Origin of the sequence: Delftia sp. UME58, from assembly GCF_014170385.1 — a bacterium.
Classification (GTDB): domain Bacteria; phylum Pseudomonadota; class Gammaproteobacteria; order Burkholderiales; family Burkholderiaceae_C; genus Comamonas; species Comamonas acidovorans.
In genome coordinates, this window is sequence record NZ_LZZV01000012.1 from 44318 (window position 1) to 62370 (window position 18053).

18 protein-coding genes are annotated in these 18053 nt (G+C 68.9%); 11 read left to right on the top strand and 7 right to left on the bottom strand.

Going from position 1 to position 18053, the window contains the following annotated elements; translation table 11 throughout:
* Positions 1-115: 115 nt before the first annotated feature.
* Positions 116-499, bottom strand: coding sequence for a YXWGXW repeat-containing protein (locus tag A9976_RS03290; RefSeq protein ID WP_183017795.1), 384 nt, complete (start codon positions 497-499; stop codon positions 116-118).
* Positions 500-681: 182 nt separating this feature from the next.
* On the bottom strand, positions 682-1422 hold the full coding sequence (locus tag A9976_RS03295; RefSeq protein WP_012202467.1) for a helix-turn-helix transcriptional regulator: 741 nt from the start codon (positions 1420-1422) through the stop codon (positions 682-684).
* 114 nt (positions 1423-1536) lie between these two features.
* Between A9976_RS03295 and A9976_RS03300 the strand changes: the two genes are divergently transcribed.
* The gene (locus A9976_RS03300) at positions 1537-2361 is read left to right on the top strand and encodes a hypothetical protein (RefSeq protein WP_183017796.1); all 825 of its coding nucleotides are present in this window, start codon (positions 1537-1539) and stop codon (positions 2359-2361) included.
* 11 nt (positions 2362-2372) lie between these two features.
* The gene (locus tag A9976_RS03305; RefSeq protein WP_183017797.1) at positions 2373-4337 is read left to right on the top strand and encodes an MFS transporter; all 1965 of its coding nucleotides are present in this window, start codon (positions 2373-2375) and stop codon (positions 4335-4337) included.
* On the opposite strand, the gene A9976_RS03310 is transcribed toward A9976_RS03305, so the two are convergent.
* On the bottom strand, positions 4334-5518 hold the full coding sequence (locus A9976_RS03310) for a trans-acting enoyl reductase family protein (RefSeq protein WP_183017798.1): 1185 nt from the start codon (positions 5516-5518) through the stop codon (positions 4334-4336). The two genes, A9976_RS03305 and A9976_RS03310, sit on opposite strands and share 4 nt — an antisense overlap.
* Positions 5519-5828: 310 nt before the next feature.
* Between A9976_RS03310 and A9976_RS03315 the strand changes: the two genes are divergently transcribed.
* From A9976_RS03315 to A9976_RS03345, 7 genes are all read left to right on the top strand, one after another.
* Positions 5829-6302: a YiaA/YiaB family inner membrane protein gene (locus tag A9976_RS03315; RefSeq protein WP_183017799.1), complete on the top strand. Its 474-nt coding sequence runs from the start codon at positions 5829-5831 to the stop codon at positions 6300-6302.
* A gap of 37 nt (positions 6303-6339) precedes the next feature.
* A complete protein-coding gene (locus tag A9976_RS03320; protein ID WP_013800299.1) occupies positions 6340-6810 on the top strand; it encodes a hypothetical protein in 471 nt (156 codons plus the stop codon).
* 8 nt (positions 6811-6818) lie between these two features.
* Complete coding sequence (locus tag A9976_RS03325) at positions 6819-7637, top strand: DUF2145 domain-containing protein (protein ID WP_183017800.1); 819 nt, start codon at positions 6819-6821, stop codon at positions 7635-7637.
* A gap of 67 nt (positions 7638-7704) precedes the next feature.
* A complete protein-coding gene (locus tag A9976_RS03330) occupies positions 7705-8838 on the top strand; it encodes a zinc ribbon domain-containing protein (protein ID WP_183017801.1) in 1134 nt (377 codons plus the stop codon).
* A 157-nt stretch (positions 8839-8995) separates the two neighbouring features.
* Positions 8996-10210 (top strand): GGDEF domain-containing protein, encoded by a 1215-nt coding sequence (locus A9976_RS03335; protein WP_183017802.1) that lies wholly within the window; start codon positions 8996-8998, stop codon positions 10208-10210.
* A gap of 160 nt (positions 10211-10370) precedes the next feature.
* Positions 10371-11501, top strand: a complete 1131-nt coding sequence (locus tag A9976_RS03340; RefSeq protein ID WP_232245702.1) for a diguanylate cyclase — start codon at positions 10371-10373, stop codon at positions 11499-11501.
* A gap of 209 nt (positions 11502-11710) precedes the next feature.
* Entirely contained in the window at positions 11711-12403 is a 693-nt protein-coding gene (locus A9976_RS03345; protein WP_259649092.1) for a hypothetical protein, read from the top strand.
* A 76-nt stretch (positions 12404-12479) separates the two neighbouring features.
* Here the strand turns inward: A9976_RS03345 and A9976_RS03350 are convergent, their stop codons facing one another.
* Both A9976_RS03350 and A9976_RS03355 read right to left on the bottom strand, forming a co-directional pair.
* Positions 12480-13478, bottom strand: coding sequence for a tripartite tricarboxylate transporter substrate binding protein (locus A9976_RS03350; RefSeq protein WP_183017805.1), 999 nt, complete (start codon positions 13476-13478; stop codon positions 12480-12482).
* Positions 13475-14605, bottom strand: a complete 1131-nt coding sequence (locus tag A9976_RS03355; protein WP_183017806.1) for an aryl-sulfate sulfotransferase — start codon at positions 14603-14605, stop codon at positions 13475-13477. The genes A9976_RS03350 and A9976_RS03355 overlap by 4 nt, the downstream gene beginning before the upstream one ends.
* Before the next feature lie 111 nt (positions 14606-14716).
* Here A9976_RS03355 and A9976_RS03360 point away from each other — a divergent pair, with 111 nt between their 5' ends.
* On the top strand, positions 14717-15667 hold the full coding sequence (locus A9976_RS03360) for a LysR family transcriptional regulator (protein ID WP_183017807.1): 951 nt from the start codon (positions 14717-14719) through the stop codon (positions 15665-15667).
* Positions 15668-15730: 63 nt separating this feature from the next.
* On the opposite strand, the gene tgt is transcribed toward A9976_RS03360, so the two are convergent.
* Positions 15731-16903 carry a tRNA guanosine(34) transglycosylase Tgt gene (gene tgt, locus A9976_RS03365; RefSeq protein WP_012202481.1) on the bottom strand — a complete coding sequence of 391 codons (1173 nt, stop codon included), beginning with the start codon at positions 16901-16903 and terminating at the stop codon, positions 15731-15733.
* 138 nt (positions 16904-17041) lie between these two features.
* On the opposite strand from tgt, the gene A9976_RS03370 reads away from it, so the two are divergent.
* Complete coding sequence (locus A9976_RS03370; protein ID WP_183017808.1) at positions 17042-17512, top strand: universal stress protein; 471 nt, start codon at positions 17042-17044, stop codon at positions 17510-17512.
* Positions 17513-17535: 23 nt separating this feature from the next.
* Here A9976_RS03370 and A9976_RS03375 read toward each other — a convergent pair whose 3' ends face one another.
* Positions 17536-17979, bottom strand: coding sequence for a hypothetical protein (locus tag A9976_RS03375; protein WP_183017809.1), 444 nt, complete (start codon positions 17977-17979; stop codon positions 17536-17538).
* Positions 17980-18053: the final 74 nt, after the last annotated feature.

Genomic DNA, 18053 nt, shown 5'->3' on the forward strand with positions numbered 1-18053 from the left:
CTTAATGAGCCACTTTTATATGCATATGTTGGTATGAAGCCAGTGTGGGCATGCCCGGCGCTGCCAGCAAAAAGCCCGCCGATGGGGCGGGCTTCATGCCGGGCGCAAGCGCCCATCAATGGCGGTAGGGGTTGTTGGGGCGGCGGTCATGGCGGTCCGGCACGCCGTCGCGGTCCCAGCGGCCGGGTGCGTAGCCCCAGCGGCCACCGTGCTGCGACCACACGGGCTGGCGGTACACATAGCCGGGACGCGCCTTGACCCAGTGGCCGGCCACCCAGGCATGGCGGTGGCCCTGCGGGCGCCAGTAGCCGGGTGCCCAGACATAGCCGCGGCGCGGTGCCGGAACGGCCTCGTAGCGCATGGGAGGCGGCGCGCCGAACTGGACCGAGATGGCGGCGCCCGGCGCCGCATAGGTCACGTTGGCCTGGGCCTGCGCGGTCCCGGCCCATCCGGCCAGGGCCAGGGTGGCGGCGATCAGCGGTGTGCGAAGGGAAATCATGGCGGCTCCTTGTCCTTGGTTCATCGGGCTGGAGTCCTGGTGAAAGGAATCCATGACTGCATGGTGCAGGTCCATCGTCAATCCCGGGTTGCCGCGCCGCGAAGTCTTGCAATCTTGTGTATCGCCTTGGTGAAGCCTTGTTGCCAGGCGCTGCAGCGCAGGCTGCCGTCCTGCAGCCGCCGTCAGACAGTGCCTCTTCGAAGCGCCGTGAACGCCGTGAATTCCCAGCTGCGCATGGCCAGCACCAGGGTGTAGCCCTCGCGCTGGCCGGGCGGCAGGCGCTGGTCCTGCAGGTGCTGCTGGGAAAAGTCATGGGCCAGCCGCTGTATGCGTTCCACGAAGCTGGGCGCCAGATGCCGGCCGATGGAGCCGTGCACCATCAGCATGCCTTCGCCCGGCTGGTCGAAGCCGCCGCCGAAGTAGTCGAGCACGGCGTTCTCGCGGAAGTACTCCATCACCGGCCCGCGCGCGCGCCAGCGGAAGGTCTTGGCCAGGCGCAGCCGGTAGCGGTTGCCGGGGCGCAGCTCGATGATGCCGATGCGGTCCAGCTGGGCCAGGTAGCGGATGCCTTCGGCCTCGGTCATGCGGTAGGTGGCCACGATCTGCTCCAGCGTCCACTGGCTGAGCACGCAGATGGCCATCAGCAGCAGCTTGCGGTCGGCGACCACGGCGTTCTCCTGCTCGGGCGTCATCTCCTGCAGCAGCGGCTGGCTGTCGGCCACGCGGCGGGCCAGGTCGGCGAAGTCCAGGCTCAGCGCGCGGCAGATGGCATCGATGCGCGACAGCGGCATGTCGCCCTTGGCCAGCATGCGCTTGACGCTGGACTCGGCCATGCCCAGGGCGCGCGCCAGGTCCGCATAGGTCATCTGGGCGGCCTTGAGTTCCTTCTTGAGGGCGATGACGAGGTCGGCAGTGGTGCTCATGGGTAGCGATTATCGATACCCGAGGTGCTGGTTTGCGCGGCGGGTGCAGAAAAACGATGCCTGAAGGGCCGGTGTCTCGCCACACTCCGCCCCACTTTCCACGAGGAGCAACACATGCCATCCACATCGATTTCACCGGCCGCCGCCCTGCGCGCGCTGTACTGGGGCGCTGCCCTGCTGCTGCTGGCCGCCTGGCTTGGCCCCGCCGTGCCGCAGCCGCAGGACTTTCACGCGTTTGCCGATCAGCGTACCTGGGGGGCGCTGCCCCATGCGCTGGATGTGCTCAGCAACCTGGGCTTTGCCTGGGCCGCCGTGGCGGGCGCGCGCCTGCTGCTGGACCGGCGTAGCCAGGCGCTGGCGCCGGCCCTGCGCTGGCTGGCCGCGCTGTTCTTCACGGGGCTGGCGTGTTCGGCCATAGGCTCGTCCGTCTACCACTGGGCACCCCACGATGCCACCCTGGCCGGCGACCGGCTGGGCATGTCCATGGCCTTTGCCGGCATGCTGGGGCTGGCGCTGCAATCGCGCATTGCCGACCGCGTGGCCGTGCGCGCCGCGGTGGCCATGCTGGTCGCCGCCGTGGCCTCGGTGCTGGTCTGGCTGCATGGCGGCAACCTGCTGCCCTGGGCGCTGGTGCAGGGCGGCGGCATGCTGGCGGTGCTGGGCCTGGCCTGCGTGGCGCCGCGCCATGGCGCGCTGGCGCTGCGCCTGGGCGTGGTGATCGCCTGGTATGGCGCGGCCAAGCTGCTGGAGTGGGGCGATGCGGCCGTCTTCGAGGCCACGGCCGGGCTGGTGTCCGGCCACAGCCTCAAGCATGTGGTGGCGGCGGCCGCCGCCCTGCCCGTGATCACCGCGCTGCGTGCGGCCGGCACGGCGCGCATGGGCAGTACGGGCACAATGTGCGCCGATGCGTGCGGCCACGGCAGCGCCACCAACCGTTGAGGGAAGACAAGATGTTCCAGCAAGAGACCGGCAGCCCGTCTGCCCCCGCCGCAACGGCCGGCGCCGTGCCATCGGCCGCGCACGAGCACCCCAACCAGTTCGCCCTGCTGGGCCAGCGGCGCTTTGCGCCGTTCTTCTGGACCCAGTTCTCGGGGGCGGCCAACGACAACCTGTTCAAGTTCGCGCTCACCGTGATGGTGACCTACCAGCTCAGCGTCTCCTGGCTGCCTTCGGCCATGGCGGGGCTGGTGATCGGGGCGTTGTTCATCCTGCCGTTCCTGCTGTTCTCGGCCACCTCGGGCCAGCTGACGGACAAGTGGGACAAGACGCGCATGTTCCGCCTGGTCAAGAACCTGGAGATCGCCATCATGGCGCTGGCCGCCTGGGGCTTCATCCAGGCCAATGTGCCTTTGCTGCTGGGCTGCGTCTTCCTGATGGGCCTGCACTCCACGCTGTTCGGCCCCGTGAAATTCGCCTACCTGCCCCAGGTGCTCAGCGAGCGCGAGCTGACGGGCGGCAACGGCATGGTGGAGATGGGCACCTTCGTGGCCATCTTGCTGGGCAACGTGGCAGGCGGCCTGCTGGTGGCCGTGCCCGAGGTGGGCCATATGCAGGTGGCCGTGGCCTGCCTGGCGCTGGCGGTGATCGGGCGGATCTTTGCGCAGTTCATCCCCAATGCACCGGCCACCGATCCGCACCTGGTCATCAACTGGAACCCCTTCACCGAAACCTGGCGCAACCTGCAGTTGGCCCGCGAGCAGCCCGCCGTGTTCCGCTCGCTGCTGGGCATCAGCTGGATGTGGTTCTTCGGCGCCGTGTTCCTCGCCCAGTTCCCCAGCTTTGCCAAGGAGGTGCTGCATGGCGACGAGCATGTGGCCTCGCTGCTGCTGGTGGTGTTCTCTGTGGGTATCGGCACGGGCTCGCTGCTGTGCGAGGTGTTCAGCCGCCGCCATGTGGAGATCGGCCTGGTGCCGCTGGGCGCCATCGGCATGAGCGTGTTCGCCGTGGACCTGTTCTTTGCCTCGCGCGCGCTGCCGGCTTCCGAGCTGATGGGCGTGGGTGCCTTCTTTGCCCAGCCCGCGCACTGGCGTGTGATGGCCGACCTGGGCATGCTGGCCCTGTCGGCCGGCATCTACAGCGTGCCCATGTACGCGCTGATCCAGATGCGCAGCCAGCCCACGCACCGCGCGCGCATCATCGCGGCCAACAACATTCTCAACGCGCTGTTCATGATCGCCTCCAGCGTGCTGGCCGGCGCGCTGCTGGCGGCGGGCTTCAGCATTCCCCAGGTATTCCTGATCACGGGCATTGCCAATGCCGTGGTGGCGGCCTACATCTTTTTGCTGGTGCCCGAGTACCTGCTGCGCTTCGTGGCCTGGGTGGCCTCGCGCTTCGTCTACCGCTTCAAGGTGCAGGGCGACGAGCACATTCCTGCCACCGGCGCGGCCATCCTGGCCTGCAACCATGTGAGCTTTGTCGATGCCGTGCTGCTCATGGCCGCCAGCCCCCGGCCCATCTACTTTCTGATGGACCACCGCATCTTCCGCGTGCCCGTGCTGGGCTGGCTGTTCCGCCTGGCCAAGGCCATCCCCGTCGCGCCCCAGAAGGAAGATCCCGCCACCTACGAGGCTGCGTTCGAGCGCGCCGCCCAGGTGCTGCGCGAGGGCGACCTACTGGCCATCTTCCCCGAGGGCGGCATCACGCGCGACGGGCAGCTGCAGGAGTTCCGAGGCGGCATCATGAAGATCATCGAGCGTGCCCAGGCCGATGGCCTGCAGGTGCCCGTGGTCCCCATGGCGCTGACCAATCTCTGGGGTTCGTACTTCAGCCGTATCGAGCAGGGCGGCGCCATGGTGCGGCCCTTCCGCCGTGGCCTGTTCAACCGTGTGGGCCTGAACGTGGGCCAGCCCATGGCCCAGGCCGAGGTGCAGCCCGCGCTGCTGCGCGAGCGTGTGCAGCGGCTGCTGGCGGCTTAAGAGGGGTTCTGTTCCTCTACCGTGAAGCTCAGGCCGGCATTGGCCTTGAGCCTGGCGATGAGCGCGTTGCCCATGGCGGGCGCCGTGGTCCAGATGCCGCCGGGCGTGTCCGGGGCGTCCTGCAGCAGGCAGACGGCTGCCTCGGTGATCATCTTGGACGTGGAGCCGTAGCCCGGATCGCGGTCGCCCTTGACGCCCACGCGCAGGCTGTTTCCCGCTGCATCGGCGCCGATGAAGAGCACGTCGTAGAAGCCCGATTCACGCTCTTCGCGCGATGGCCCCTCGCCAGGCTTGGGGCCGTCGTCTGCGCCCAGCGACTTGTCGGCCGCCACGGCGTTGGCCAGGGCCTCGCCCTTTTCGCCCGCGCCTGTGACCATCATCTCGTCGTAGACAAAGTCGGCGCCATAGGCATGGCCCAGCAGAAAGTTGGAGCGGTGCACGTTGCGCGTGTTGATGGCCGCCATCACGAAGGGTGCCACCCACAGGCCCAGCACCTCGTCCACCATGGGCTTGCTGCCGGAGGGTTGGCGCGGGCCCTCGAAGCCCGGCGTGAGCGAGAACGGATTGCGCAGCAGCTCCAGCACGCCCGGCTGGGCGGCGGCCGCCGCCATGGTGGCCTTGAGGCTGGCCGCCGTGCCGCCCGAGAACGTGCCCTTCATCTTGCGCACCCGGCCCCGCACGCGCTGGGCGGGCTGGCCGAAGCGGGCCTGCATCTCTCGCTGCAGCATGAATACGCCCAGGTCGAAGGGAATGGAATCGAAGCCGCAGGAGAACACGATGCGCGCGCCGCTTGCCTTGGCTGCGGCCTCGTGGGCATCGATCATCTGGCGCATCCACGCTGGCTCGCCGCACAGGTCCACATAGTCCACGCCGGCGCTGGCGCAGGCGGCCACGAGTTCGTTTCCGTAGAGCTGGTAGGGGCCCACCGTGGTCAGCACCAGGCGGGTCTGCTCCATCAGCGCCTGCAGGCTGGCGGGATTGCCGGTGTCGGTCACCACCAGCGGGGTATCGGCAGGCGCGCCCAGCTCGTCGCGCACGGCCGCGAGCTTGGCGGCATTGCGCCCGCCCATGGCCCAGCGCAGGCCGCTGCCTGCGGGGTAGCGCCTGAGAAGGTACTCCACCACCAGCCGGCCCGTGAAGCCGGTGGCGCCGTGGACGACGAGGTCGAAGGGTTTGGTCATGGGAGATCTCCATCAATCAGCGTGGCGAACGTGCGATTGCCCGCTGCACTGCAGCCGGGTTGGGCGCATTGTCTGTGGCGCGCCGCAGGGCTCCTGTCGCCCAGGTGCCGTGCCCGATGTCCTGTGTGCTGGTGTCGCATGCAGGAACTTTTTGGGGAGTAAACAACAGTCAAAAACTTGAAAAGTACCGTTTTAAGATACTCGATGGCCTGCGCCTGGCCACTGTTACGGTTGAATGCAGACACGCAAGTTACGTCTGGGCACCATGCGTCCCGTGTTCAACCAACGCCCTTGAGGGGCACCTCGGCAAATGTCCTCTTCTCCCATCGTCGTTCAGCGTGATACCCGGGCCTGGCAACTGCAGGTGTGGGTGTCGTTCGGCATTGCGGTCTCGCTGTGCGCCATCGGCCTGGCCTGGCTGCCCGGCGAGCAGCTGGAGCAGGCCTTCATGGTGATGGGCTATGTGTTCTGCCTCTCGGCCGCCTTCGTGCTGGCCAAGTTCGTGCGGGACAACGAGGGCGGCAGCCGCAGCGCAGGCGACACGCCCATGTGGAAGCTGGTGGTGTGGGGCGGCTTTGCCGTGTCCATGGCGCTGACCGGCTGGGGCCTGCTGAGCATGGATATCAACGTGACCTACAAGGCCTTCCTGGGCGTGAGCTGGCTCTATCTCATCACCACCGCCTTCACGCTGGCCAAGATGCTGCGCGACCGCCACGAGGCCGACCTGGCGCAGGCCCGCATGCAGGGCCGCCGCGAGGCCGCGCAACCGGCCGATGCCGAGTGATGTCCACCCCTTCCCCGCATTTCCAGGAGTCCAAGCAATGATGGTCAACCAATCCGTTTTCGCGCGCCTGCCGCGTGCCCTGCTGGCCGCTGGCGCGCTGTGCGCAGCCCTGGCCATGGCGCCTGCCCATGCGCAAAGCGAGGCCTCGGTGGCGCTGTCCATGCTGCCCGTGGCCTCCGTGGTGGGCACGGCTTCGGTGGCTTCGACGGCCGCTGGCGCCGTGGTGGCCTTGCCGGCCGCGCTGTCGGTGGGCGGCGCGGTGCTGACCGTGAAGGCGGTGCAGGCCTCGGCCACGGGCACGGTCTACCTGCTGGAGCGCGCCTCCGACGGCGCCCAGGCCAGCGTGGAAGTGGTGGGGCGGGGCGCCTCCGCCTCGGCCTATGCCGTGGGCACGGTGCTGACCTGCAGCGTGATTGGCGCAGGCGTTGTCATCTCGGCGGCTGGCAAGGTGCTGGCCTTCATTCCCAACGAGATGGGCAAGGCCCTGCTGCACAACGAACGCCTGTGATGCCCGCCATGAAACCGTCTCTCTCCCTTTCCCCGCTGGCCCGTTCCGCCTGCCTGGTGCTGCTGCTGGCCGCCGCGCTGGGCACGGCCCATGCAGGGCGCAGCTGCGAGGACAAGCCCCTCACCCCCCAGTCCCTGCAAAAGGGGCTGGACCTGGCCCAGCGCACATCCCAGGCGCTGGACGCCGAATATGCGAAGAACGGCACCCGCGTCGTGCTGCTGGCGCGCGTGGGCCAGGACCTGGGCAAGTACGACCTGCACTACTCGCACTACGGCTGGGCCTACAGGACCCCCGAAGGCCCTTGGCGCGTGGCGCACAAGCTCAACGAATGCGGCACGGCCGGCGGCCATGTCTACCGCCAGGGCCTGGGCGAGTTCTTTCTGGACGACCTGTGGCGCTACGAGGCCGGCGTTCAGGTGCCCACGCCCGCCGTGCAGCAGGCGCTGTGGACCTTTCTGACCCAGCCCCAGACCGTGCTGCGCCTGCAGCACGAGCCCTACAGCATGGTCAGCTATGCCTGGGGCCAGCGCTACCAGCAGTCCAACCAGTGGGCCACCGAAACCCTGGCCGCCGCCATGGAGCCGGCCACGGTGCAGCGGCGCGAGCAGGCCCAGGCCTGGCTGCAGTTCAAGGGCTACGAGCCTGGCGTGCTGGTGATTCGCGCGCTGTCGCGGCTGGGCGGGCGCGTGACGGCTGCCAACATCGCCTTCGACGACCATCCCAACGACAAGCGCTATGCCAGCCGCATAGAGACCGTGACCGTGGAATCGGTGACGCAGTGGCTGCAGCGCAGCCAGCTGGCGGGTCCGGTGCGTGTCCTGCCCTGAGCCGGGCCGGCTCTTCATCCGCCTGCGGTCTTCCTTGGCCGCAGGACACTGAAACAGGAGTTTCCCCATGAGCAAGGCCTTGCGTCTGCCCGAGAAATGGTTCCGCCGAGGCCTGTGGCTGGTGGCGGTGGTGTTCGCGTCCTTCCTCATCGGCCTGGGCGGCCTGGTGGTGGGGGATCTGCCCCAGGTCGAGTCGCCGCGCACGGTGGAGGACTTCATCGCGCCCGCCGCGGCCGAGCCCGTCAAGGCCGAGATCAAGGCCGCCGATGCCGATCACGACAAGGCGGAAACGGCGCTGCAGAACGCACGCCTCAAGTACCAGGCCGCGCAGTCGCGCTACCGCTCGGCGCGCGAGACCTTCGACAACTGGGTGGCCACGCGCCGCGCCACGGCCCGGCCCGAGCAGGACAGCGAGCTGCTGTCGCGCACCCAGGCGCTGGATGCCATCAAGCAGGAAGAGAACACCGCACGCGCCTCCGTGGAGCGGCTGCAGGACGCCAGCCTGCAGGCACGCCAGCGCCTGGACGCGGCCAACCGCCAGTGGGACGGCCTGCGCGACGGTGCCATGGAGGCCTGGCGCAAGGAGATGCGCGCCATCGAGCTGCGCGTCTTCCTCTACCGCCTGGCGCTGACCCTGCCCCTGCTGCTGGTGGCCGGCTGGCTGTTCGCAAAGCAACGCAAGAGCACCTGGTGGCCCTTTGTCTGGGGCTTCATCTTCTTTGCGCTGTTCGCCTTCTTCGTCGAACTCGTGCCCTACCTGCCCGACTACGGGGGCTACGTGCGCTATGTGGTCGGCATCGTGGTGACGGTGCTGCTGGGGCGCGCTGCCATCCTGGGCCTGAACCGCTACCTGGAGCGGCAAAAGCAGCAGGAGTCACTGCCCGAGACGCAGCGGCGCCAGGAACTGGGCTACGACGTGGCCCTGGCCCGCCTGGCCAAGGGCTTATGCCCGGGCTGCGAGCGCCCCGTGGACCTGAAGGACGGCGCCATCGATTTCTGCCCCCACTGCGGCATAGGCCTGTTCGACCGCTGCGGCAGTTGCAATACCCGCAAGAGCGCCTTTGTGCACTTTTGCCACAGCTGCGGCACGCAGGCCGATGGCAACCGCAGGAAGCCGGGAGCCGTGCTGCCTTCCACGTCTGCTGCGCCTGCCGTGCCTCCCGTGCCTCCCGTGCAGGAGGCCGGGCCGGCACCGGGTTGAGTCTGGCTGAGCCCGCCTGACCCCCGCCTGAAGCGGCCCTGGCGGCGGCCGTGGCGGTGTCGGCCGGGGCCGGCAAGACCCTTGAAGCTGCGCGGGGTTGTGGTACACCATGGCTTGCGCGCTCGGCCGGGGCGCAGATGTCTTCAGCGAGGATGCCATGTCACGCCAGCTGCCGGATCCCCCACAACACACGCCGGAGCAACCCGCCCACCCACCGGCCGGCGCGTCCGCCCATCTTCTTCCCCTGGCGGCCTGGGCCGTGGGGGCTGCCCTGCTGGCCGGCCATGTGCTGGCCGGCCCTTCTTCATGGAAAGCCTGGGCGGCCTATGCCGCGCTGTCGGCCCTGGTCGGCATGGCCTGGGTCTGGCGCTGCCATGCAGCCGGCCTGCCGCTGACCCGGACGCTGCGCGGCCACGGCTGGATACAGGCCACGATGGCCTTGCTGCTGGCGGCCTGGCAGCCCTCCCTGGCCTGGGCCTCTGCCCTGCTGTGGCTGGCCGCCGTCGCCTGGCTGCCCTGGGATGGCGAGCGCGAGCAGGCGCTGCACTTGCCTGCGGGCCAGATCGTGCTGCTGTGCGCCATGCTGGCCATGCTCTGTGCCGTGGTGGTGGCCAGGCCCATGCCGCAGATGGCACCCGGCTCGGTCGCCGTGCGCATTCTGTGGCTGGCCAGCGTGCTGCTGCCGCTGGCCGTGCATGCGCTGGCCCTGTGGCAGGCACTGAGCCGCATGCAGCGCCAGTACACCGAGGAACTGGCGCAGCTGTCCAGCTACTGCGGCCAGCTGGCCGACGATGTGCAGCAGCTGCAGACCCGCGTGGGCGCGCTGCAACTGCCCACGGGGCGCGACACGCTGACCGGCGTGGCCAATTACTCGCGATTGATGGATGTCGTCGATGGCCTGCGCGAGCGCCATGCGCGCAAGCCCGAACCGTTTTGCGTGGTGCTGCTGGAACTGGACCCCTGGGTGGAGCGCGTGGGCGTGCACCCGGCGCACAAGGGGCCATCGCTGCAGGACCGGGTGCTGCTCATGCTCAGCGGCCTGCTGGTCACGCACCTGCGCACGGTGGACGGCATAGGCCGCTACCGTGATGACACCTTCATGCTGGTGATGCCGGATACCGCCTCCGTCCAGGCCGTCTGGGCGCTGCAGCGCGTGCGCGAGGGCGTGCGCCAGCAGCACTGGAGCGAGAAGCCCATACCCGACCCCGACAAGGACCCGCTGACCCTGACCCTGGCCGTGGCGGAGTTCCAGGCGGGCGAAACCTCGGAGCGGCTGGTGCAGCGTGCCGAAGCGGCCCTCGCGCACGGCCGCGCCTGCGGGCGCAACCAGATCGTGGTGGCCGAGGACGTGCGGCCGCCGCGGACTTCCTAGGCGAGAAGGATGCAATCCCCGGGATTTCCCGGATGCGGTCACAATGGGCGCCCATGAGGGCCGCCGGCCCGCCGCGCTTCATCGCATGCCCGTGCTTTCCTCCATTTCTCGGAATTTCCCGGACCGTCTCCTGTGGGGGCCGAAGCCGGCGTCGCCGTTGGTGGACGAAGCGCTGCACCTGGAGCGCTGGAAACGCCGCACCTGGCAACTGCACATCTCCGTGCTGGTCAGCCATATCTATGCGCTGTTGCTGTTCCTGGGCCATGCCTGGGCCGGCTATGCGCCCTGGGCCGTGGTGCTGGGCTATGGCCTGTGGGTGGCGGCGGGCATGGGCTTCATCACCTGGGCCTATGCCAGCGACTGGTGCCACAGGCTGCGCGATCCCGGCATGTTCCTCACGCACCAGCTGGTGTCCATCATCGGCGTGCTGGGCATGGTCATGGCCGCGCCTGCGCTGGCGTTCCAGTCCATGGTGATGCTGATCGCCTTCAGCGCCGACGGTTTCCTCGCGCGCAGCCGCACCAGCTTCTGGCTGACCTGGATAGGCACGCTCATCGCCGTGGCGGCCATCATTCTCTGGCGTGGGCCATTGATGCGCATGACCACGGATACGGCTGCAGGCCAGTTGCTGGCCTTCGGCGTGGTGCTCGGTGCCGTGGTGCGCTGCAGCGTGCAGGCCACCTTCTTTCGCAGCATGCAGTACCGGCTGGGCATCGCCAATGACAAGCTGGCCACGGCGCTGGCACAGATCGAGGCCCTGCTGCGCCATGACGACCTGACCGGCGTCAGCAACCGCCGGGGCGTGATCGAGCGTCTGCACGAGGTGCGCACCGCCGCCCACGACCGTGGCACGGTGCTGTGCGTGGCGCTGCTGGACATAGACCACTTCAAGCGCATCAACGACAGCTTCGGCCACGAGGGCGGCGACCGCGTGCTGCGCGCCTTCGGCACGCTGCTGAAGTCGCAGCTGCGCAGCGCCGATGGAGTGGGCCGCTATGGCGGTGAGGAATTCCTGCTGGTTCTGCCCGACACCGACCTGGCCCAGGCCAGCGAACTGCTGGAGCGCCTGCGCCTGCGCATTGCCGAAGCCCCGTGGGCGCAGACCCTGGGCGAGGGCGCCCGCGTCACCTGCACGCTGGGTGCCGCGCAGTACCGCGCAGGGGAGTCGGTGGAGGCGACCATTGCCCGTGCCGATGCTGCGCTGTACCGTGGCAAGGCCCAGGGCCGCAACTGCACCGTGCTGGAGCCGCAACAGGCACGGCGAGCGGCTCGCCGGCCTGACGGCTTGTGAGTGCAGCTCACGACGAGTGCCAGAAAACATCGTTATTCATCCGCATCGATCGTCCATAGCATCGGCACCCATGCCCAGGACGGGCTTGGGGTGCGCATATGGATCAATGGATCGCTGAAACTTCCGGGGTCATTGCCGGAAACATCGCTGCAAACGGGCCTGCGGCCACCACCGGCATCGCGGGCTCCGTGCAAGGCTGGAACGGGCATTTGTCGTCCAGCAACCGCCAGCTGCAGGCCGGCCCGCTCAGCGCTGAACTGGCCGATGGCGGCCTGCGCAGGGTCCGCTACGGGGGCGTGGAGATCCTGCGCTCTCTTGCCTTTGTGGTGCGTGATGAGCAGGCGGACCGGTGCGTGCAGGGCAACGGCGAGCTGAGCCTGCGCGAGGAATCCGGCCGCTTCGAGGTTTCCTACGAAACGGCGGTGGACTGCGAGGGCCTGGGCCTGGCCTGGCGCGTGCGCATCGTGGGTTCGGCGCGTGGTTTGGATTTCACGGCCTGGGCGCGCGCCCGGGGCGGCGTTGAAGGGGGCTTTCAGCACGGCCTGCACGGTGGACGGGCGGGGCTGGAGATTGTTTATCCGCGCAATGCCCTGGCGGGCCGGTCCGTGCATGTGGAGCATGTCGATGGCAGTGCCGAAAGCACCGTGTTGCCCGAGCCCGATGCGATGCTGCGCCTGTCGCAGCTGTCTTCCCTCACCCATGAGCCTGCGCCCGGCCTGCAGGTGGGCTGCCGCCTGGAAGGCTCGGAGTTCGAGATGGTTGGCCAGCGCTGGGGCGGCAAGGCCTTCTTCAGGCTGCATCCGCGCGCGCTGTCCCCCTCGCATTCCTACCTGTTGACCCGGGGCCGGACCCTGGTGCAGATGGCTCGCTTCTCATTTTCCGTGCCCGGCTCCATGCAGTAGGGCCTGGCCGGCTGCTCCAGCGGTATCAGCGGCACCGGGGCCGCACCGGCGCTGCACCGCGGCCACGCCGGCCGCATCAGCCCGTGCCGTGGATGCGGGCAGCCTGCACCGTGGCCTCCAGCAGCTTTCTCTCCCGCTCCAGGTGGGCAATGAACCGGCCTTGCTCCATGGCCATGGGCTTGAAGCCGGCCTCGGCGAGCTTGCGCACCAGATCCGGCTCGGCCAGCACGGCGGCGGTCTCGCGGGCCAGGCGCTCGGCAATGCGGGCATCGGTGCGGGCCGGCAGCAGCAGGCCTTGCCAGGCTTCGACATCGAACGCCTGCCAGACCGCCGTGTCCGACAGGCTGGGAGTGTGCGGCAAGGTGGCGGCCCGCTGGCGCGAAGTCACCCCCAGGCCACGCAGCTTGCCCTCGCGCACGAAGGATTGGACCAGGGCCACGGGCAGCACGGCCAGGTCGATCTGCCCGCCCGCCAGCTCGGTCAGCGCCTGCGGGCCGGATTTGTAGGGCACATGCGTCCAAGACAGGCCGGCCTGTTGCTGGAGCATTTCTGCGGTCAGGTGCAGGCTGGTGCCCACGCCATCGGTGCCCACGGTCAGCCGGCCCGGCTGCTGGCGCGACAGCTGCACCAGCTCGGCCGCCGTGGTGGCCGGCAGGTCGGGGCGGCCTGCCAGCACGAAGGCCGAAGAGGCCACGGGCGCCACGGGCAGCAGTTCCCTGAGGCCGTCATACCGGAAGCGCTCTGGCGACACCAGCGGCGCGATGAGCACGCAGCTGGCCACGCCGAACAGCGCGGTATGCCCGTCCGGCCGGGCCTTGATCACCCGCTGGGTGGCGATGGTGCCCGAGGCGCCCACGGTGTTTTCTATGACCACGGGTTGGCGCAGCCGCTCCGCCAGGCGCGGCATGACCAGGCGCGCGGCCACGTCCACGCTGCCACCCGGCGAAAAGGGCACGACCACGGTCAGCGGCTGGCCAGGCCAGGCGTCGGCGGCAGCCGTGGACGCCCGGGCTGCCGGTGACAGCCAGGGCGTGCCCAGCATCCAGGCCGCCAGTTGCCTGCGGTTGAGGCTCATGCCAGCCTCCCGGCGGCGCCCAGCCAGGGCAGCTGGTCCGCGTGGTAGCGCCAGGTCTGGAACACGCTGTTGAGCCGCCCGGGGCCGGTGCGGCGTGCCGCGGCATCGGGGTACTCGGCGAACCAGGGCAGGATGTATTCCCAGACCACTTCCCCCGCTGGCGTGACTTCGAAGAGCCGGCCTGTGGCCGATTCGGTGATGTGGGTGTTGCCGTTCCACAGGCGCTGGGCATTGCCCATGAAGGCGGTGTAGAAGGCGTTGACCATCTCGTCCTGGTAGCTCCAGACCACGCGGTGATCGGCAGGATCGATCTCGACCACGCGCGAGAAGGCCACGTGGGCGCCTTCGCGGAAGTTGCCATTGTCGAAGGCCAGGATATGGCCGTTGTCCAGCGCCACGGGCGCATGCTGGTGCGAGACCACGGAGGGCGGAATGTGCAGCGTCACCGCGCCGCTGGCCTTGTCCACGGCGATGATGCCGGAGGTGGTGCGCAGGCTCATGAGCACGCTGCCGTCGGCCCTCGTGCCCAGGCCGTTGACCAGCGGCCAGTGGTAGCGGCCGAAGCCCGGGTGAATCGGGAAGTCCTCGGGCGCCAGGTGCTCCCAGGCCTTCCACTCCCAGACCAGGCGGCCGCTGCGGTCCACTTCGCGGATCACGTCGCCGTACATCGTTTCGCCGGGCCCGTGCGCGGTGCCGCCGGGCACGCGCTCGGCAAAGCCCGCAGGCACGGGTGCGCAGGCGGCATAGAGCAGGTGGCCGTCGGGCAGCCACTGCGCGTCATGGTGGTGGTCCGGGTCCTCGTGGCGCCAGACGATCTCGCCCTGCGGCGTGACCTCGTAGAAATCACCGCCATGCCACATGGACCACGGCGCATAGCGATCGGGCGAGCGTGGGTGGTTGCCGTTGTAGCCCAGGTTGCCGTTGGGCAGGATCACGGCGTGCCGGCCCGCGCGCACGGGCAGCTTCCATTCATGGACCACGCGGCCTTCGATGTCCACCAGGTAGACATGGCCGTCGGCCGTCTGCGGCGCGATCAGGGTGTAGCCGCCGGCCGAGAGGGCGGTGTCGTGGGCGATGAGTCCGACGCCGCGTCGGCGCTGGGTGACTTGGTCTACGGTGCTTGCCATGGGCTGCTTTCAAGGGAGGCCGGGAATGAGTGCCACTCTAGGCAGTCGCAAGCGTCAGGAATAGCTGTTTGTTTTGGATGAGGTGTCAGATAAAAATTTACACTCCGCGCCATGCCCGCGATCTCCCAGGCCTTTCGCTGTTTTGACGAGGTGGCGCGTCGTGGCTCGGTGCGCAAGGCCGCCGTCACGCTGCACCTGACGGCGGCCGCCGTGAACCAGCAAATCCTCAATCTGGAGGCCCAGGTCGGCGTGCCGCTGTTCGACCGCCTGCCGCGCGGCATGCAGCTGACAACGGCCGGGGAGCTGATGCTGGCGGCCGTGCGGCGCAGCCAGCGTGACTTCGACAACGCGCTGGTCCAGGTGGAGGACCTGCGCGCCCTGCGCCGGGGCCATGTGCGCGTGGGCGTGTCCCATGCCACGGCCGAGTACCTGCTGCCGCTGGTGATCGCCAGCCTGCACGGGCGCTATCCGGGCATCACCTTCAGCGTGCGATCGGGCACGGGCGAAGAATTGCTGCGCGGCGTGGCGCAGGGCGAGATCGATGTGGCCTATTGCCTGCGCCGCCCGCCGCCGCCCGGCGTGCAGGAGGTGCGCGCCTGGCCCCAGCCGCTGGGCGCGGTGATGGCCCCCGGCCATCCGCTGGCCACCGAGCCGCGCCTGCTGCGTCTGCGCGATTGCGTGGACTATCCGCTGATCCTGATGGCGCCGGGCATGGAGCTGCGCAGCATGCTGGAGCAGATGGACAGCGCGGCCCTGCACCAGCAGCGGCCGCTGGTGGAGACCAGCTCCGTGCCCATGGTGCGGCGCCTGGTGGCCGGCAGCACGGCCCTGGGATTCCTGGTGCCCGACAACGTGGCCGAGGATGTGGCGGCCGGCCGCCTGCTCTGGCGGCCCCTGCACGACGCAGGTGCGCAGTTGCCCGGCTGCCTGTACCAGCGCATCGGCTACACCAAGGCAGCCGCCATGCGGCTGTTTCTGGACGAGCTGGAGCGCGTGGCCGACGAGATGCGCGCCGGCTTCGAGACCGGCGTATCCTGGTCGCTCAAGGACCTGGCGACCTGAGCGACCCTGGCGACCTGAGCGACCCTGGCCACCTGAGTGACCTGAACGATCGGCTGCGGGGCGTCAGACGCCCCGGGCGCGCTCGGCCTTGAAGCGTGCGCGCATTTCAGTGAAGTTGCCCGCCTCCAGCGCATTGCGCACTTCCTGCATCAGGTTCAGGTAGTAGTGCAGGTTGTGGATGGTGGTGAGCATGGGGCCCAGCATCTCGCCGCAGCGGTCCAGGTGGTGCAGGTAGGCGCGCGAGAAGCCGTCGCGCCCGCCTTGCTCCCAGCTCACGCCGCTGGTGCCTGCGCAGGCATGGCAGGTGCAGCTGGGGTCCAGCGGCTGGTGGTCGGTCTTGTGGCGCGCATTGCGGATCTTCAGGTCGCCATAGCGCGTGAAGATGGTGCCGTTGCGCGCATTGCGCGTGGGCATGACGCAGTCGAACATGTCCACGCCGTCGGCCACGCCCTGCACCAGGTCCTCGGGCGTGCCCACGCCCATCAGGTAGCGCGGCTTGTGGGCCGGCAGGCGGTGGGGCGTGTGGGCCATGATGGCCAGCATTTCGTCCTTGGGCTCGCCCACCGAGACGCCGCCCACGGCGTAGCCGGGGAAGTCCATCTCGACCAGGGCCTGCAGCGATTCCTCGCGCAGGTTCTCGTACATGCCGCCCTGCACGATGCCGAACAGCGCATTGGGGTTGCCCAGGCGCTGGAACTCGTCGCTGGAGCGCTTGGCCCAGCGGCGGCTCATCTCCATGCTCTTGCGTGCCTCGGCCTCGGTGGTCTTGTGGCCGTTGGTCTCGTAGGGCGTGCATTCGTCCAGCTGCATGACGATGTCCGAGTTCAGCACGGTCTGGATCTGCATGCTGACTTCGGGCGACATGAACAGCTTGTCGCCGTTGACCGGGCTGGCGAAGTGCACGCCTTCCTCGGTGATCTTGCGCATGGCGCCCAGGCTCCAGACCTGGAATCCGCCCGAGTCGGTGAGGATGGGCTTGTCCCACTTCTCGAAGCCGTGCAGGCCGCCGAAGCTCTGCATGATGTCCAGCCCCGGGCGCATCCACAGGTGGAAGGTATTGCCCAGGATGATCTGCGCGCCCATCTCCTGCAGGCTGCGCGGCATCACGCCCTTGACGGTGCCATAGGTGCCCACGGGCATGAAGATGGGTGTCTGCACCACGCCGTGGTTGAGCGTGAGCTGGCCGCGGCGTGCGTGGCTGGAGGGATCGGTCTTGAGCAGGTCGAATTGCAGCATAGCCCTCCATTGTCCCAGATGGCCGCGTGAGCGTGTGGGACGGGCCGGGACTGCCCCCCGCGCCAGTCCGGCATGGCCTGGCGGGGTCTACACTGGAACGGACCGTGATTCGCCATTCATCAGAAGAAGGAGGTCCGCATGCTGAAGATCATGATTGCCGTCGATGGGTCCGAGCCCTCGCTGGACGCCGTGCACCACGCGATTTCGCTGGTGCGCCAGGGTTTGCAGGCCCATTTCGTGCTGGCCCATGTGCAGCAGGAGGCCTCGCTGTTCGAGCTGGCCACGCAGGACTCGGACATGATCGCCGCCGCCAGCGTGGACGCCGGCATGCACCTGGTGGCGCCGGCCGTGGCCCTGGTGCGGGCGGCCGGCATTTCCTACGAGGTGGAGATCGGCCTGGGCGAGCCCGCCGCCGCGCTGGCCGACATTGCCGAGAGCACGGGCTGCGAGCAGATCATCATCGGCGCACTGGGCCAGGGCGGCCTGCGGCGCGTGCTGATCGGCTCGGTCTCGCGCGAGGTGGCGCGCAACAGCCGGCTGCCGGTGACCATCGTCAAGCATGCCGAGCCGCGCGATGAAGAGGGGGAAGAGGACCTCGGTCCCGAGTGAGGTGGTTCCGCGAGCGCGGGCTTTCAGGCGGCCCGCCGTTGCTGGCCCTGATGGGACTGGTGCCGGCCCGCATGGGCGCCGTAGGCACCATGAGCGTGCGCATGCGCGTGGGGTTGCAGCTTGCCGTGCGGCAGGCTGGCCAGGCGCTGGAACATGCGGCGGCAGTAGCCGCGTATGCCCAGGCATTTGTTGATCTCGTCCACCGGCAGGGGGCCGGAGACCACGACGATGCTGTCGGCCTGGTCCCAGTCGCCGGCCGCGCGCAGCCGCCTGCGCATGCACAGCGCCCAGGCATGGATGCGCGTGGGCGAGCCATGCTCATGGACCTGGCCCGTGACCAGGTCGAAGGCAATGGCCACCAGCTCGGTCCTGAGCCGGCAGCGGCGCTCGCCCGTGATGGCACTGGGCGTCTCGCGCATGTCGTACAGGCAGTAGCTGCCGGCCTTGAGCTGGTATTGCAAATCCATGGCGGACCTCCGCGGTTCGTTCTGGGGCGGGTTTCCGGGCCTGCCTGAAAAGGCCCGGGGCATCGGTGCATTCT

Coding starts and splice junctions, on each gene's coding strand:
- A9976_RS03310 (WP_183017798.1), bottom strand. CDS start 5,518: ATGACCAAACCCTTCGACCTCGTCGTCCACGGCGCCACCGGCTTCACG.
- A9976_RS03355 (WP_183017806.1), bottom strand. CDS start 14,605: ATGGCAAGCACCGTAGACCAAGTCACCCAGCGCCGACGCGGCGTCGGA.
- A9976_RS03305 (WP_183017797.1), top strand. CDS start 2,373: ATGTTCCAGCAAGAGACCGGCAGCCCGTCTGCCCCCGCCGCAACGGCC.
- A9976_RS03370 (WP_183017808.1), top strand. CDS start 17,042: ATGCTGAAGATCATGATTGCCGTCGATGGGTCCGAGCCCTCGCTGGAC.
- A9976_RS03315 (WP_183017799.1), top strand. CDS start 5,829: ATGTCCTCTTCTCCCATCGTCGTTCAGCGTGATACCCGGGCCTGGCAA.
- A9976_RS03325 (WP_183017800.1), top strand. CDS start 6,819: ATGAAACCGTCTCTCTCCCTTTCCCCGCTGGCCCGTTCCGCCTGCCTG.
- A9976_RS03375 (WP_183017809.1), bottom strand. CDS start 17,979: ATGGATTTGCAATACCAGCTCAAGGCCGGCAGCTACTGCCTGTACGAC.
- A9976_RS03360 (WP_183017807.1), top strand. CDS start 14,717: ATGCCCGCGATCTCCCAGGCCTTTCGCTGTTTTGACGAGGTGGCGCGT.
- A9976_RS03295 (WP_012202467.1), bottom strand. CDS start 1,422: ATGAGCACCACTGCCGACCTCGTCATCGCCCTCAAGAAGGAACTCAAG.
- A9976_RS03300 (WP_183017796.1), top strand. CDS start 1,537: ATGCCATCCACATCGATTTCACCGGCCGCCGCCCTGCGCGCGCTGTAC.
- A9976_RS03290 (WP_183017795.1), bottom strand. CDS start 499: ATGATTTCCCTTCGCACACCGCTGATCGCCGCCACCCTGGCCCTGGCC.
- A9976_RS03330 (WP_183017801.1), top strand. CDS start 7,705: ATGAGCAAGGCCTTGCGTCTGCCCGAGAAATGGTTCCGCCGAGGCCTG.
- tgt (WP_012202481.1), bottom strand. CDS start 16,903: ATGCTGCAATTCGACCTGCTCAAGACCGATCCCTCCAGCCACGCACGC.
- A9976_RS03350 (WP_183017805.1), bottom strand. CDS start 13,478: ATGAGCCTCAACCGCAGGCAACTGGCGGCCTGGATGCTGGGCACGCCC.
- A9976_RS03335 (WP_183017802.1), top strand. CDS start 8,996: ATGTCACGCCAGCTGCCGGATCCCCCACAACACACGCCGGAGCAACCC.
- A9976_RS03320 (WP_013800299.1), top strand. CDS start 6,340: ATGATGGTCAACCAATCCGTTTTCGCGCGCCTGCCGCGTGCCCTGCTG.